Source organism: Collinsella aerofaciens (assembly GCF_040910245.1).
Classification (GTDB): Bacteria; Actinomycetota; Coriobacteriia; order Coriobacteriales; family Coriobacteriaceae; genus Collinsella.
The window spans coordinates 43,226-58,327 of the sequence record NZ_JBDGAY010000014.1; the positions used below are offsets into that span (position 1 = coordinate 43,226).

The window sequence follows — 15,102 nt, forward strand, 5'->3', positions numbered from 1 at the left end:
AGCGTTATGAAGTTTCTTAAAGATAAGCAGACGCGTCACGACTTTGTCACGTACGCCATGTGTATCGTGGCCTTCGCCATCGTGTTCTTTATGCAGTCCAACCATATGATCCCGCGCATGATCGCCGGTCAGCTGGTTCCCATCACGGCCTACATCGTCATGGCCATTTCCCTCAACCTTGTCGTCGGCATCGCGGGCGACCTGTCGCTGGGCCATGCGGGCTTTATGAGTGTCGGTGCCTACACGGGCATCGTCACCGCGGTCGCCCTCGAGAGCGCCGTTCCCTCCGATCCGGTGCGCCTTATCATCAGCATCGTGGTCGGCGCTATCGCTGCCGCCATCCTGGGCTTCTTGATCGGTATCCCGGTCCTGCGCCTGAGCGGCGACTATCTGGCCATCGTGACCCTGGCTTTTGGCGAGATCATCAAAGAGATCGTCACCTGCCTTATTGTGGGCGTCGACTCCCGCGGCCTGCACGTGATCTTTAACATCACGGGCAACTCTACGATCGACGACCTGCATCTGCTCGAGGACGGCACCGCCATCATCAAGGGCGCGCAGGGCGCATCGGGCGTGTCGACCTATTCGACCTTCCTCGCCGGTGCCATCCTGGTCATGGTCGCACTCGTGATCGTGCTCAACCTGGTTCGCAGCCGTACCGGCCGTGCCATCATGGCCGTGCGCGATAACAAGATTGCTGCCGAGTCCGTAGGCATCTCCGTCACCGAGTACCGCATGATCGCCTTCGTGGTTTCCGCTGCCCTCGCCGGTGCTGCCGGAGCTCTCTTCGGCGGTAACTTCTCGCAGCTCTCCGCCACCAAGTTCGACTTCAATACGTCCATCCTCATCCTGGTGTTCGTGGTCCTGGGCGGCCTGGGCAATATGCGCGGCTCCGTTATCGCCGCGGCGCTGCTCACGGTGCTCCCCGAGCTGCTCCGTCAGTTCTCGGACTACCGCATGCTCATCTACGCCATCGTGTTGATTCTGGTCATGATCTTTACCAACAACCCGCAGCTCAAGGCGTTCTTCGGTCGCGTCAAGGACCGCTTTGCTTCCAAGAAGGAGGTGGCAGCCGATGCCCAGTAAGTTTGAGTTCAAGAAGGGCAAGATGGTCCCGTATCCTTCTGGAGCCATCGTTCCCGACCGCGACCTGGGCGAGCGCCCTGCACTCGAGTGCATCCACCTGGGCATTGAGTTCGGTGGCCTTAAGGCAGTCGACGACTTTAGCCTGACTATCGGCAAGACCGAGATCGCCGGTCTGATCGGCCCCAACGGTGCCGGTAAGACCACGGTCTTCAACTTGCTCACCAAGGTGTATCAGCCCACGCACGGCACCATCCTGCTCGACGGCGAGGATACCTCGGGCAAGTCGGTCTATCAGGTCAACCGCATGGGTATTGCCCGTACCTTCCAGAACATTCGCCTGTTCAACACCATGACGGTGGAGGATAACGTTAAGGTCGGCCTGCACAACCAGGAGCGCTACTCCGGCTTTGAGGGCGTGCTGCGCCTGCCGACGTATTGGAAGCACGAGAAGGCCGCGCACGAGCGCGCCATGGAGCTGCTGTCCATCTTTGATATGAAGCATCTGGCAAACGAGCAGGCTGGCTCGCTGCCTTACGGCGCCCAGCGTCGTCTGGAGATCGTTCGCGCGCTTGCCACCAACCCCAAACTGCTGCTGCTCGACGAGCCTGCCGCCGGCATGAACCCGTCCGAGACCGCGGAACTCATGGAGAACATCGTTAAGATTCGCGACACCTTCGGCATTGCCATCATGCTTATCGAGCACGACATGTCGCTCGTTATGAATATCTGCGAGGGTATCTGCGTGCTCAACTTTGGCAAGGTCATCGCCAAGGGCACGGCCGAGGAAATCCAGAACAACGACGCCGTTATCGAGGCATATCTGGGCAAGCAGGATAAGGGGGAGAACTAAATGGCAGAGCCGATGCTTTCCGTCTACAACATCAACGTCTGGTACGGCGCCATCCACGCCATCAAGGACATCTCCTTTAACGTCAACGAGGGCGAGATCGTTGCTCTGATCGGTGCGAACGGTGCTGGTAAGTCCACAACGCTCAAGACTGTCTCGGGCCTGCTGCGTTCCAAGACCGGCTCCATCAAGTTTATGGGCGAAGACATTACCCATACGCCTGCCGACAAGCTGGTGGGCAAGGGCCTGGCTCAGGTCCCCGAGGGCCGTCGCGCCTTTTTGCAGATGACGGTCGAGGAGAACCTGGAGATGGGCGCTTATACGCAGCCCAAGTCCACGGTTGCTCCGGGCCTTGAGCGCGTTTACGAGCAGTTCCCGCGCCTGAAGGAGCGCCGTCGCCAGGTCGCCGGCACCCTTTCGGGCGGCGAGCAGCAGATGCTCGTTATGGGCCGCGCCCTTATGAGCAACCCCAAGCTGCTCATGCTCGACGAGCCTTCCATGGGCCTGGCGCCGATTCTGATTGAGCAGATCTTCCAGATTGTCGAGGACCTGCACAAGGCCGGCACCACGGTGCTTCTGGTTGAGCAGAACGCGCAGATGGCGCTCTCGATCGCCACGCGCGGTTACGTGCTCGAGACCGGTAAGATCACCATGACCGGCACGGGCCAAGAGCTCCTGCACGACGACAACGTCCGCAAGGCTTACCTCGGAGGCTAGCCAATCCAACAAAAGGGGCGCTGACTATCCCGGTCAGCGCCCCTTTTTTAAGTTGCGGTGAAATAGGGACTAATTTGGGGTTCCAGACGCCAAAACAGTCCCTATTCCACCGCAACTTCATTGGGGCGTGCGACGATGACCTTCCCAAATTTGCACCCCTGCACCAAGCCAAGGCCCCGTTCTGGAGTGTTTCGGAACGGGGCCTTGGCGGTTGGGGTCTACTGGGTTTTGTTCGCTAGTCTACCTTTTGTCCGCATGTGGGGCAGAACTGGGCTTCGGGTACGAGCGGGGTCCCGCAGTGACGGCAGAAGCGGGCAGGCTCGCTTGGAGCTGCCGGCATCGTCGGTGCCGCGGGTGCCACGGCGTTCTGCTGGGCGTGCTTCTGACGACGACGCTGCTTACGCTGAGGTTTAGGCGCTGCGGCTACTGCACCGTTCGCGGCCTTCGCGCGCTTCTTGCGGATGCAAAGAATAACGATCGCGCCACCGATGATGAGGACGATCGCCACGCCACCGCCAATAACAAACGGCAGGTGAGTCTGGACAAAGTACAGCACATCCTCGGGCAGGGAATGGGGGATATTGGACTTATAGATGTTCACGTGAAGTGTTGAAGAATCATCTTCGTCGTAATAATCAGTCCAAATCTCGCGATCGCCATTCATGAAAGTAGAGCTGCAGCAATGAGAATCAAACTCGCTCTTGGCCCCGGTTTTTGCATCGACTAGGCATGCCGAAGACTTGTCATCGTCTGAGTACGTCCCAAGCAAGATGCCGCCATCATGCGAGATGCCGCCGAGATATCCATCGCCGAAGGGAAAAGCGATCGAGCTAATTATCTCGTCACTATTTAAATCGTAAACACTAAGATTCGCATCCTCTTCATTGAGATAGTAATAGCCGTCATCCTCATCAAAAAGATCATTCGATCCTTTCTTTGTATAGAGGGCATAAAACTCCGCCGAAGGGTTTGAATAAAGCCATTCAGGAGCGTGGTCATCATCGTTGAAAACAACGCTCATATTTCCATCGCGGTCCGCTTTTATTAATGCGGTGTCGCTCTGAAGATAAATATCGTCCGAGTAAGAGCTGGTGACGATATGGTCGATGTCCGAAGACCTATCATCTTTTTTCACGTTAACCGTTTTCAATTCCGTTGACCCTGTATCGCAATTGAAAACCCTAAGAGAAACAACGCCTTTCTCAGTATCGTATGGCAAGAAATAGAGACGGCTCATATCGTCTGAATAGTAGAAATAAGAGTCATCTTTATCAGATTGATATGTTTGAATTAGCTTGTCAGACTTAAGGTCATAGATTTCGATTTTTTTAAGCTCAGATTCATAGTCATAGTGCTCGACGGCTGCTCTTTTACCGTCATCGGAGACAGTTACTCCGGTGTAGGCATATTTCGCCGAATTGATGGGATGGACTGTCTGGGTTTGGTTTTCAGGAGAGAATACGACCACATTGCTTCCGTCAATCCAATAGAGTTGATCGATGCCCGTGCGGTATGCGGAATCAAGACTTTTATCTGGGATAGCAATGGGGCTTGAACTGCCGTCGTTGAAATTGATGAGAGTAATCCTCTTTAAGTTGGAATCATCATCGTAATCGTACAGATAGCCGAACATTGAATCGCCGCTCTTACCGATGTGAGAATAGGCGCCACTGGTCTTAAAGCTATATGACTTCTCCAGTTCAGGCGTCGGTACGCTGCCGCCGGCTAATGCTGCAGGAGGGGATGCGAGCGGAGACAGGGCTGCGATCAGGCCGATGGCGACTGCTGCAATCCTTCCGCTCCTTTGGATGCTCTTAAACATGGCAATCCTTTCCTCTGGATATGAATGTCGATACTGCCATGGTTAATCGGGATTCCGAAATCTTGTTGCGCAACATTCACCATCGGCAACATTTTTCGGCCAGTCGCGCCGTTCCCAAGGAATCATTCTAAGTTGCGGTGAAATAGGGACTAAATGAAGGCTCCAGAGGCCAAAACAGTCCCTATTCCACCGCAACTTCATGGGGATGTGTGACAATGCCCGTCGGAAAACATCTGCTGTCTTTGGGGGCCTATCTATGCTGTACGAGTTTTGTGCCGAGAACTTTGAGCGGGTGCCGGCGGCCATCGAGGCCGGTGCGGGGCGCATTGAGCTGTGTGACAACCTCGCCGTCGGTGGCATCACGCCTTCCGCCGGCGTTATTAGCGCTACAGTCAGCTATGCTCACGAGCATGACGCGCGAGTGATGTGCATGATTCGTCCGCGTGGTGGCGACTTTCATTACAACCAGGACGAGCTACGCATGATGGAAATGGACCTGGGCCTTGCTGTGAGCGCCGGCGTTGACGGCCTGGTCTTTGGCTGCTGCAAGCCCTGTGCCGGCGGCTGGGCGCTCGACGAACTCACCCTCGGCGCCCTCGTTATGGCTACGGGCTGCGCGACCGAGGAGTGCAAGCGCGAGTCCCTTGACATCACCTTCCACATGGCATTTGACCAGCTCTCGCCCGAGGCTCAGCTCGATGCGATTGATACACTTGCCGACTGCGGCGTTACGCGCATCCTCACGCATGGCGGTGCGGCCGGTACGTCGATCGAGGACAATTTCGATCACCTGGCTCGTTTAATCGAGTATGCGGGCGATCGTTTGACCATCCTTCCCGGCGGCGGCATCACTACGGCAAATCGCGACGCGGTCGCGGCGGCGCTCGGCGTCTCCGAGCTCCATGGCACCAAGATCGTGCCGCTGGAGGTATAACCCGTGGCGCTGGTATTTGACGTTCAGCAGGCGAGCGGCAAGCCCGACGACAACCGCCGCCCCGGTACCGCGTGCCCCTTTTGCGACACGGAGGGGCTCGCCAACATCATCCAGCGCGATGGTGACTGCATCTGGCTCGAGAATAAGTTCAAGACCTTGCGGGCCACCCGTCAGACCGTATTGATCGAGTCGGCCAATCACGACGCCGACCTGGTGACCTATGAACCAGATGAGCTGCATCATGTGATGAGGTTTGCCCTGGGCTGTTGGCAGCAGATGATTGATTCCCAACAGTACTACAGTGTGCTCATGTACAAGAACAAAGGCCCGCTTTCGGGCGGCAGCCTCGTCCACCCACACATGCAGATTGTGGGTTTGGAGCAGGAAGACGGCTATGCTTCGCTGACTTCCGCCAATTTCGAAGGCATCAATGTCTGGCAGCAGGGGAGAATCTCGGTCAATATCTCAACCGAGCCGATCATGGGATTCTTTGAGGTCAACGTCTCGGCTCCACAGGGAATCGCCGCCAGCGACGACGCCCGCGACCAAGCCGAAGCGGACCTGTTTGCCGATGCGATTCAGGTGGCCCTGCGCTATATCCTGCACGAGCACCATGGCGGTCGCGCGGAGTCGTACAACTTGTTCTTCTACCACATGGACGGCCGGACCATTGCCAAGGCGCTGCCACGTTGGGTGGTATCACCCTACTTTGTTGGCTATCGACTGGCCCAGGTCAATGCCGAGACCACGCTCGATATCGATGCTGAGCGCCTACGCGCGCATCTGGAAACGCTCGTATAGCAAGGCTAACTCCCGCGCAATGCGGACAGTCTAGCGTGCCATCGCGTCGCGCCCGGCCTTGACTCGCTTGCGCTGTTTGGCGCGCTCCTTGCTGGTTAGGCGCTCAAAGAGATGCCCGATAATCGAGGCCAGCACCTGCTGAAACAGCGTTCCGCACATGACGGGGAACACGACTTCGCCCGGAAAGTACTGCGTGGCGATGACGGCACCCGAAGAGATGTTACGCATGCCGCAGGTAAAGCACATGGTAGTCGTCTCGCTATACGGCAGATGCAGCGTACGGGCGACCAGAAAACCGACGACAAAGCCGCTGATGGCGAAGACCAAAATAAAGAGGGCGACTTCCAGGCGCACCGTGTTCATGTGCAGCACGTACTCGCTCATGGCGGTGGAGTTGGACGCGATGACCCCCATCATCATGAACTTGCAGGCGGGCGAAAGCGTGGGGGAGAGCTTCTCGTGTCCCCATCCACGCGTGAGCTCGTTGATCACGATGCCGAGCACGGCGGGGATGGCGATCATAAAGGCCATGTCCTGCATCATGCTCGGCACATCGATCGAGACGGTGGCGCCCAGCAGGAGCTTGAGCGTAAGAGGAATCGTTAGAGGTGAGATGACCGAGGACGTCAGGATGATGGTGAGCGCGAGCGGGCCGTTGCCGCCGAACATACTAATCCACATAAAGGCAGTGACTGCCACGGGTATGCTGTACTCGAGCACGATGCCGCAGACAAGGTTGGGGTTGGAACCAAAGAACAGCGAGCCCATGGCATACGCCGCGATGGGGATGAGCACAGCCGAGACAATTAACGCCAAAATCAAATGCAGGGGACGGCGGAACACCTCAGCCACCTGGTGAAAGGTGTTGCTGAGCGCACCTTGGAAGGTCATAAAGGCAAACAAGGTGGGAACGATGGGCTTGAGAACGCCGATCTGCTGAGGAAAGAGCACGCCGAGCGCCACACAAATCGGAACGATGATCTGCATGTGCCCCGCGAGAAACTTGCCCAGTCCAACCCATTGCTTCATATGCTCTTGCGACTCCCTTTGCTCGTGAATCCGTTTTGAATGGATATGCTAGACGCTCGCATGCGTCCGTGTGGCTGAAACGCTCGAATATTTCGAGGGTATTACCGTCATCGTTTACCGAAACCGCGGCGTGCTGCGGCGATTTGCGTCCGCGCTGCACGGTATAATAAATCCGTTCAACAGATCTGCCTGCCGAAGCGGGCATACACAGAGGACTCATCGCTATGAACCGTGAGAGGTATCGCGGCGACCTGCCCCTATCGGGGGTGGGCGCCTATGTCATCGCTTAAGACGACGCATCGCTGGGCGGTCGCTCAGCAAAACCCCGAGCTCGAAAAGGAGCTTTCGGCTGGCCTGGGCATACCCGGGCTGGTGGCGCGCATTATGGTTGCGCACGGCATTGCATCCATCGAGGAAGGCCAGCTGTTTTTGACGCCTTCGCTCGATCGCGACTGGGCCGACCCGCTCATTATCCCGGGCATGTCGGTCGTTGCCGACCGTGTCGAGCGTGCTGTTCGCAACCACGAGCGCATCGCGGTCTTTGGCGATTTTGACGTTGACGGTATTACGTCGACCTGCCTGTTGACCGAGGCGCTGCGCACGTTTGGCGCCGGTGTCACGCCGTTTATTCCGCATCGCTTTGACGAGGGCTACGGTCTTTCGCGAGCGGCGCTCGACCGCGTTAACGAGCTCGCTCGCCCCCAGCTGATCGTGACCGTCGATAACGGCATTGCCGCCAAGGAAGAGGTCTCCTATCTGGAGAGCCTGGGGATCGATTTGGTGGTCACGGACCATCACGAGCCCTCCGATCAGGTGCCGCAGGGCGTGCCCCTGACCGACCCTAAGCTCGAGGACGAGGGTCCTTCGCGTGAGCTTGCCGGTGCCGGCGTGGCGCTCAAGCTGGTACAGGTCTTGGGCGAGCGCCTGGGCAAGCCGTCGTATTGGCGCTCGCTGATCGAGGTCGCGGCGCTGGGTACCGTGTCCGACATGATGCCGCTGACGCCCGAGAACCGCGCGCTAGTCGCCGAGGGCATCCAGCAGATGCGCGTGACCGCCCGCCCCGGCTATATCGCGCTGGCCGCGCTCGCCAAGGCCGACCTTTCTACCATTACGGCCGATGGTCTGTCATTTTCGCTCATTCCTCGTTTGAATGCCGCCGGCCGCATGGCCGATCCCAAGCTGGCACTCGACCTGCTGCTTGCCCACGATCCTATCGAGGCAAGCGCGCTTGCCGCCGAGCTCGAGGAAATCAATCGCCAGCGCCGCGAGATCGAGGCGGAGCTCACACGCGATGCCATGGCAAAGGTCGAGGAGACCTATGATGGCGGTCGCGCAATCGTCGTGGGTGGCGAGGGCTGGCACGAGGGCGTCAAGGGTATCGTAGCTAGCCGCCTGACCAACCGTTATCACGTGCCGGCGCTGCTGTTCTCGATCGAAGACGGTATCGCGCGCGGTTCGGGTCGCTCGGTGGGCAAGGTCAACCTGTTCGACGCCGTAGAGCGCTGCTCCGATCTGCTGATTCGTCGCGGCGGGCATGCGGGTGCGGTGGGCGTGACCATCGAGGCGTCCAAGCTCGACGAGTTCCGTCGTCGCCTTTCCGCCGTGCTGTCCGAGCTTCCCGCCGAGGACTTTGAGGACACCGACGAGGTTGCCGCCACCGTTGACCTCTCCGAGCTAAATATCGAGACCATCGAGCAGATCTCCCGTCTTGAGCCGTTTGGCCAGGGCAACAAGGTGCCGCTTCTGGCTGCCGAGGGTGTGACAATGTGCGATCGCGCCGTGGTGGGCAAAACCGGTGAGCACATGCGCTTCGTGGCGACCGATGGCGCCGCGAGTGTGCCGGCCATTATGTTCCGCGTGCCGCAGATCGATAAGCTTATCAATTGCGATAGCGCCGTCGATTTGGTGTTCGAGGCCGTGGCCGAGCATTGGCAAGGTCGCGTAAAGCCCAAGCTCATGATTAAGGATGTCTTGGTCCGCGATACCACGGCGCCCAGCGTTGACGACCCGGCATGTGAGCTTCGCCGCGGCGTGGAGCCTGCGGACGCCGGTCTTCGTCTGGAGTCCCGCAAGCGCCAAACGCTCGCCCAGCTTTCCTATACCGAGCTGACGCGCTCGCTTATCCATAGCTTTATCGGCTCGAACCAGCCGCACCGCGCGCAGGTCGAGGCGCTCGATGCCCTGGCCGATCACCAGAGTGTCTTGGCCGTTATGGGAACGGGGCGCGGCAAGTCTCTTATCTTCCATGTGCATGCCGCGCGCGAGGCGGTCCTTCGCGGGCGTGCGAGCATCTTTGTCTATCCGCTGCGCGCGCTCGTTGCCGACCAGGCCTATCACCTCTCGTCGACGATGGCCGCGCTCGGCATTGGCGTCGGCGTGCTGACCGGCGAGACCGTGGAGGCGGCGCGCGATGACGTGTTTGCCGGCCTGGCTTCGGGCCGCACCGGCATCGTGCTCACGACGCCCGAGTTCCTGTCCATTCACCGCGACCGCTTTGCGCGTTCGGGGCGCATCGGTTTTGTCGTTATCGATGAGGCGCATCATGCCGGTCTTGCCAAGGGCGGCGACCGCAGCGCCTATCTCGACATGCCCGATATCCTCAAGGCCCTGGGCGACCCGGTCGTTCTGGCCGCGACTGCCACCGCAACGGCTCCGGTTGTGGCTGAGCTCGCCCGCGTGCTGCCGATTACTCGCACGGTGGTCGACGAGACGGTGCGCGAGAACTTGCAGCTCGAGGATGACCGAGATCTTGCGAGCCGCGAGAACCGCCTGGTGTCAATCGTGGCGACAGGGGAGAAGACCGTCATCTACGTCAACTCGCGCGACCAGTCCGTGGCGCTTGCTAAGACGCTGCGCAAGCGGGTGCCCGATTGCGCGACCCGCATCGCGTTCTATAACGCGGGGCTTGCGCGCTCCGATCGTCGCCGTGTTGAGGAAGCGTTTCGTGACGGAAGCCTCAGCTGCATCGTTTCGACCTCTGCCTTTGGTGAGGGCGTCAACCTGCCCGATATTCGCCATGTCGTGCTCTACCACATGCCGTTTGGCAGCATTGAATTCAACCAGATGAGCGGACGCGCCGGTCGCGACGGCCAACCTGCCGTGATTCACTTGCTCTATTCGTCGCGTGACGCTCGCATTAACGAGCGCCTGCTCGACTGCTACGCGCCCGAGCGTGACGAGCTCGTCACGCTCTATCGAGCGCTGCAGACTATGTGGCGCTCCAACCGCGGCAAGACCGGAGACGACTCGTTTAGCGCGAGCGATATCGACATCGCGCAGATGTGCCTTGCCATCGATGCCCGCACGCCGGTCGACGAGCGCTCGGTGGAAAGCGGCCTGGGAATCTTCGAAGAGCTTGGTTTCTGTCGCGTTTCGGGGTTTGACGACACCCGTCGCATCGCGATGGCAGAAAACCCGGGCCGTGTGCAATTGAGCAGGTCAATTCGCTATTTGGAGGGCTTGCGCTCGCGCATGGAGTTCTCGGCTTTCCGGAGCTGGGCGCTTGATTCGTGCGCTTCTGATATGCTAGCCAAAGTTAACCGCCCGATCGTACCGCGGGCCTAGGGGAAGGGGACCTCGATGGATGCCGCAGCCCGTACCGCCCATGATTCCACCCTCCAGCCGTTTTCGGAGATGGAGCACTATAAGCATGCCGATGAGCTGCCGCCCGAGATTATGGCGGACAGCTACGACAAGCTGGAGCGCCTGTGCCTCAAATATATGAATGAGGACGACTTTTCTAAGGTGGAGCAGGCCTATTGCTTTGCTGCCGAGAAGCACTGCAACCAAAAGCGCCGCTCGGGCGAGATGTACATTAACCATCCCGTCGAGGTGGCCATCATTTTGGCCGATCTCAAGATGGACTGCGATGTGGTGTGCGCCGCGCTGCTGCACGATACCGTCGAGGATACCGAGACCTCGCTTGCCGATGTTTCCGGCCTGTTTGGCGATACGGTGGCCGAGCTCGTCGATGGCGTGACCAAGCTCACCAACATCGAAGTCGACAGCATGGACGAGAAGCAGGCGCTTACGCTGCGCAAGATGTTCCTCGCCATGTCTAAGGACATCCGCGTCATTATCGTTAAGCTTGCCGACCGCCTGCACAACATGCGTACCCTTGCGGCCCTTCGCGAGGACCGTCGCCTGTTTAAGGCCCGCGAGACCATGGACGTGTATGCGCCCCTGGCCGACCGTCTGGGCATGAGCTCCATTAAATGGGAGCTCGAGGACCTGTCTTTCTTCTACCTGGAGCCCGATGCCTACCAGCGCATCGCGCGCATGGTGGCGGAGTCGCGCGAGGTTCGCGAACGCTATCTGGCCGAGACCATCAAGACGCTCACCGACGAGCTCAACCGCATTGGCCTGGAGGGCTTCCAGATCAATGGCCGCTCCAAGCACTATTGGTCCATCTACCAAAAGATGAAGCGCAAGGGCAAGGAGTTCTCCGAGATCTACGATTTGGTGGCGCTGCGCGTTATTACCCATTCGGTGCGCGATTGCTACTCCACGCTCGGCGCGGTGCACACACTATGGCACCCCATGCCCGGTCGCTTTAAAGACTATATCGCCATGCCCAAGGTCAATAACTACCAGTCGCTCCATACGACGGTTATCGGCCCCACGGCCCGCCCGCTCGAGATTCAGATTCGAACCTACGAGATGCATGAGCAGGCCGAGTACGGCATTGCCGCCCACTGGCTCTATAAGAAGTCGGGCGGATCGTCTGCGTCTAAGACCAATGATGCCCAGCGTCTAGACGACCAGATTAACTGGCTCAAACATTCGCTCGATTGGGCTGCGTCTGATGAGATTACGGACGCCAAGGAATATCTGCATTCGCTGAAGGTCGATCTGTTCGACCAGGAAATTTTTGTCTTTACACCCAAGGGCGAGGTCATGGCGCTTCGTGCCGGCTCCACGCCGCTCGACTTTGCCTACGCCGTTCACACCGAGGTGGGCAACCACTGCGTCGGTGCTAAGATCAACGGTGCGGTGGCCCCGCTTACGCACGAGATCAAGACGGGCGACCGCGTTGAAATCCTGACCAACAAGAGTTCCAAGCCGTCGCGTGATTGGCTCAAGATCGTTAAGACACCTTCCGCCAAGTCAAAGATCCGCCGCTATTTTGCCGCCGCGACCAAGGACGACGACGCTGCTGCCGGCCGCGATATACTGGCCAAGGACCTGCGCAAGCGCGGGTATGGCATCTCTACGCCGCGATCCACGCGTGCGCTCAACGCCGTGGCGGAGCAGTTTAACTACAAGCAGCTCGAGGACCTGTTTGCCGCCGTCGGCGCCGGCAAGGTTGCCCCGCGCGCTGTGGGTAACAAGGTCGAGCAAATCTTGGACCCCAAGCCCGAGGAGCAGCTCACCAAGACTGAAGCCATCGCCGAGGTTGTCAAGCAGCCTGCCCGCGGCTCCAACCGCAAGCCGCAAAAGCGCGGCAAGAGCGCCAGCAACGGCATTATCGTCAAGGGCGAGAGCAACAGCGGACTGCTGGTCCGTCTGGCGCATTGCTGCAATCCGGTGACGGGCGACGATATCGTCGGCTTCATCACGCGCGGCCGCGGCGTTTCGGTGCATCGCGCCAACTGCCCCAACGTCAAGGGTCTTATGGAGCATCCCGAGCGCATGATCGAAGTGGAGTGGGACGGCGCTGCCGACACCCTCTTCCAGGTCGAGATCGTGGTCGAGTGCCTGGACCGCATGGGTCTGCTCAAGGATGTCACCATTGCCATTGGCGATGCGGGCGGCAATATCCTTTCTGCCGCCACCTCGACCAACCGCGAGGGTATTGCAACCCTGCGCTTTATGGTCGAGATCTCGGACGCGAGTGGCCTGGATCCGCTGCTGGCCTCTATCAGCAGCGTTGACTCGGTCTACGACGCGCGCCGCCTGATGCCCGGCGAGGGTGGAGCCCAACTTAAGCGCCGCGTTTAGTCGCGACGAACGTGCCACATTATCGATATTCGCTACACTCGAGGCATCGTTTGATGCCTCGAGTTCTATAGAGAGGAGAGGGACATGAGTGCTGTGTCCTTGGATGTAACTCCCAAGGGAACGGTCGAGATCGAGACACTCGTAAACGGTCCCATTCAGACCAATAGCTATGCTGTTATTTCGGACAATGAGTGCGTGATTGTCGACCCCGCATGGGAAGGCGAGCGCTTGGTAGAGCATATTCGAGCCAAACATCCCGGCGTACGCATGCTTGGCGCCGTATGCACTCACGGCCATGCCGATCATGTTGGTGGTGTTGCCGGCGTGCGAACCACCGTTGGCGAGGGTTGTCAGTATGAGCTGTGTGCTAAGGATGTGGCGGTGCCGCATGCGAACATCGAGGAACAGCGAGCTATGTGGGGCATTGAGACGCCCGACCCCGGGGAGCCGACGCGCCTGCTCGCCGAGGGCGATGCTATCGAGGTTGGCGATATCTGCCTGCAGGTGATCGAGACACCAGGGCATACGCCGGGCGGGATCGTCTTGTTCGCCGCCACCGAGCAGGGAAGCATCGCCTTTGTTGGCGACACCCTGTTCCCGGGCAGCCACGGCCGCACCGATCTTGCCGGTGGCGACGAGGCGGCGATTCTGCGCTCGCTCTCCAAGCTCGCCCGGCTTCTCCCGCCCGATACCGTTTGCCTAACCGGGCATGGCGATTCGACCACCATGGCACGCGAGCTCATGCAGAACCCTTTCATGCAGGTGTAGCTTTACAGTCGGCTTCTAAAGCACGAGAAGCGTCCAAACGTCAAGCTATTTTTCCCCAACGGGTCAATTTCGTAGGGCAAACGGTCAAAAAAGTCTGTTTGGACGATATTCGTGAACAAACGAACGTTTATGCTCGGGTGCGCCGTGGTAAAATCACAGGCGTTATCGGAGCAACCTTACAGGAGGTTTCTTTTATGCTCGTCAACGCAGCAGACATGCTCAAGAAGGCCGAAGTCGGCAAGTACGGTCTCGGTGCCTTCAACACCAACAACCTCGAGTGGACCTTGGCTATTCTCCAGGCCGCCGAGGAGGCCAAGTCTCCGCTGATCCTTCAGTGCACCGCTGGTGCCGCTAAGTGGATGGGCGGTTTCAAGGTCTGCGCCGACATGGTCAAGGCTGCCGTCGAGGCCACGGGCGTTACCGTTCCCGTCGCCCTTCACCTCGATCACGGTTCTTACGAGGACTGCTTCAAGTGCATCGAGGCCGGCTTCACGTCCATCATGTATGACGGCTCTCACGAGGAGACCTTCCAGCTTAACCTCGACCGCACCAAGGAGCTCGTTGAGCTTGCCCACTCCAAGGGCATGTCCATCGAGGCCGAGGTCGGCGGCATCGGCGGCACCGAGGACGGCGTGACCTCCAGCGGCGAGCTCGCTGATCCTGCTGAGTGCAAGCAGATTGCTGACCTGGGCGTCGACTTCCTCGCCTGCGGCATCGGCAACATCCACGGCGTCTATCCCGCCGACTGGGCTGGCCTTTCCTTCGAGCGTCTGGGCGAGATCAAGGCCCAGACCGGCGACCTGCCCCTCGTTCTGCACGGTGGCACCGGCATCCCCGAGGATCAGATCAAGAAGGCCATCTCCCTGGGCATCTCCAAGATCAACGTCAACACCGACCTGCAGCTCGTCTTCGCCAAGGGCGTCCGCGAGTACATCGAGGCTGGCAAGGATCAGCAGGGCAAGGGCTTTGACCCCCGCAAGCTCCTCAAGCCTGGTCGCGACAACATCGTTGCCCGCACCAAGGAGCTCATGGAGGAGTTTGGCTCCGTCAACAAGGCGTAAGCGTCGCTAAACTTCTCGCCGGAAGCCCCGTCCCCCGGAACTGTTTCCTTGGCGCGACTTCTGGCGAAGCCAGGTGAGCGCAAGGAAACAGTGTAGG

Annotated in this window: 11 protein-coding genes; 9 read left to right on the forward strand and 2 right to left on the reverse strand. The window is 59.2% G+C overall.

The window, feature by feature from the left end; all coding sequences use genetic code 11:
* Positions 1-6: 6 nt before the first annotated feature.
* From AB5Z20_RS06265 to AB5Z20_RS06275, 3 genes are read left to right on the forward strand one after another with little or no spacing between them, the layout of a single operon-like run.
* Positions 7-1,086 (forward strand): branched-chain amino acid ABC transporter permease, encoded by a 1,080-nt coding sequence (locus tag AB5Z20_RS06265; RefSeq protein WP_117758808.1) that lies wholly within the window; start codon positions 7-9, stop codon positions 1,084-1,086.
* Positions 1,076-1,936: an ABC transporter ATP-binding protein gene (locus AB5Z20_RS06270; protein ID WP_349090966.1), complete on the forward strand. Its 861-nt coding sequence runs from the start codon at positions 1,076-1,078 to the stop codon at positions 1,934-1,936. Before AB5Z20_RS06265 ends, AB5Z20_RS06270 begins: the two co-directional genes overlap by 11 nt.
* The gene (locus tag AB5Z20_RS06275) at positions 1,937-2,650 is read left to right on the forward strand and encodes an ABC transporter ATP-binding protein (RefSeq protein WP_006234438.1); all 714 of its coding nucleotides are present in this window, start codon (positions 1,937-1,939) and stop codon (positions 2,648-2,650) included. It begins immediately after the preceding gene.
* Between the two features lie 235 nt (positions 2,651-2,885).
* Here AB5Z20_RS06275 and AB5Z20_RS06280 read toward each other — a convergent pair whose 3' ends face one another.
* Positions 2,886-4,472, reverse strand: a complete 1,587-nt coding sequence (locus AB5Z20_RS06280; protein ID WP_368156696.1) for a zinc ribbon domain-containing protein — start codon at positions 4,470-4,472, stop codon at positions 2,886-2,888.
* 256 nt (positions 4,473-4,728) lie between these two features.
* Between AB5Z20_RS06280 and AB5Z20_RS06285 the strand changes: the two genes are divergently transcribed.
* Together AB5Z20_RS06285 and AB5Z20_RS06290 are read left to right on the forward strand one after the other, a co-directional pair.
* Positions 4,729-5,406 carry a copper homeostasis protein CutC gene (locus tag AB5Z20_RS06285; protein WP_368156697.1) on the forward strand — a complete coding sequence of 226 codons (678 nt, stop codon included), beginning with the start codon at positions 4,729-4,731 and terminating at the stop codon, positions 5,404-5,406.
* Between the two features lie 3 nt (positions 5,407-5,409).
* Complete coding sequence (locus AB5Z20_RS06290) at positions 5,410-6,207, forward strand: DUF4931 domain-containing protein (RefSeq protein ID WP_368156698.1); 798 nt, start codon at positions 5,410-5,412, stop codon at positions 6,205-6,207.
* A gap of 30 nt (positions 6,208-6,237) precedes the next feature.
* Here the strand turns inward: AB5Z20_RS06290 and AB5Z20_RS06295 are convergent, their stop codons facing one another.
* A complete protein-coding gene (locus AB5Z20_RS06295; protein WP_368156699.1) occupies positions 6,238-7,236 on the reverse strand; it encodes a bile acid:sodium symporter family protein in 999 nt (332 codons plus the stop codon).
* Positions 7,237-7,512: 276 nt separating this feature from the next.
* Here AB5Z20_RS06295 and recJ point away from each other — a divergent pair, with 276 nt between their 5' ends.
* The 4 genes from recJ (at position 7,513) to fba (ending at position 15,005) form a co-directional block, all read left to right on the forward strand.
* Complete coding sequence (recJ, locus tag AB5Z20_RS06300) at positions 7,513-10,800, forward strand: single-stranded-DNA-specific exonuclease RecJ (RefSeq protein ID WP_368156700.1); 3,288 nt, start codon at positions 7,513-7,515, stop codon at positions 10,798-10,800.
* A gap of 15 nt (positions 10,801-10,815) precedes the next feature.
* Positions 10,816-13,176 carry a bifunctional (p)ppGpp synthetase/guanosine-3',5'-bis(diphosphate) 3'-pyrophosphohydrolase gene (locus AB5Z20_RS06305; protein WP_368156701.1) on the forward strand — a complete coding sequence of 787 codons (2,361 nt, stop codon included), beginning with the start codon at positions 10,816-10,818 and terminating at the stop codon, positions 13,174-13,176.
* A gap of 84 nt (positions 13,177-13,260) precedes the next feature.
* Positions 13,261-13,944 (forward strand): MBL fold metallo-hydrolase, encoded by a 684-nt coding sequence (locus tag AB5Z20_RS06310; protein WP_368156702.1) that lies wholly within the window; start codon positions 13,261-13,263, stop codon positions 13,942-13,944.
* Positions 13,945-14,138: 194 nt separating this feature from the next.
* Complete coding sequence (gene fba, locus AB5Z20_RS06315; RefSeq protein WP_368156703.1) at positions 14,139-15,005, forward strand: class II fructose-1,6-bisphosphate aldolase; 867 nt, start codon at positions 14,139-14,141, stop codon at positions 15,003-15,005.
* Positions 15,006-15,102: the final 97 nt, after the last annotated feature.

Excerpts from the sequence above, each read along its gene's own strand:
- AB5Z20_RS06265 (WP_117758808.1), top strand. The coding sequence starts at position 7 with ATGAAGTTTCTTAAAGATAAGCAGACGCGTCACGACTTTGTCACGTAC.
- AB5Z20_RS06270 (WP_349090966.1), top strand. The coding sequence starts at position 1,076 with ATGCCCAGTAAGTTTGAGTTCAAGAAGGGCAAGATGGTCCCGTATCCT.
- AB5Z20_RS06275 (WP_006234438.1), top strand. The coding sequence starts at position 1,937 with ATGGCAGAGCCGATGCTTTCCGTCTACAACATCAACGTCTGGTACGGC.
- AB5Z20_RS06280 (WP_368156696.1), bottom strand. The coding sequence starts at position 4,472 with ATGTTTAAGAGCATCCAAAGGAGCGGAAGGATTGCAGCAGTCGCCATC.
- AB5Z20_RS06285 (WP_368156697.1), top strand. The coding sequence starts at position 4,729 with ATGCTGTACGAGTTTTGTGCCGAGAACTTTGAGCGGGTGCCGGCGGCC.
- AB5Z20_RS06295 (WP_368156699.1), bottom strand. The coding sequence starts at position 7,236 with ATGAAGCAATGGGTTGGACTGGGCAAGTTTCTCGCGGGGCACATGCAG.
- recJ (WP_368156700.1), top strand. The coding sequence starts at position 7,513 with ATGTCATCGCTTAAGACGACGCATCGCTGGGCGGTCGCTCAGCAAAAC.
- AB5Z20_RS06305 (WP_368156701.1), top strand. The coding sequence starts at position 10,816 with ATGGATGCCGCAGCCCGTACCGCCCATGATTCCACCCTCCAGCCGTTT.
- AB5Z20_RS06310 (WP_368156702.1), top strand. The coding sequence starts at position 13,261 with ATGAGTGCTGTGTCCTTGGATGTAACTCCCAAGGGAACGGTCGAGATC.
- fba (WP_368156703.1), top strand. The coding sequence starts at position 14,139 with ATGCTCGTCAACGCAGCAGACATGCTCAAGAAGGCCGAAGTCGGCAAG.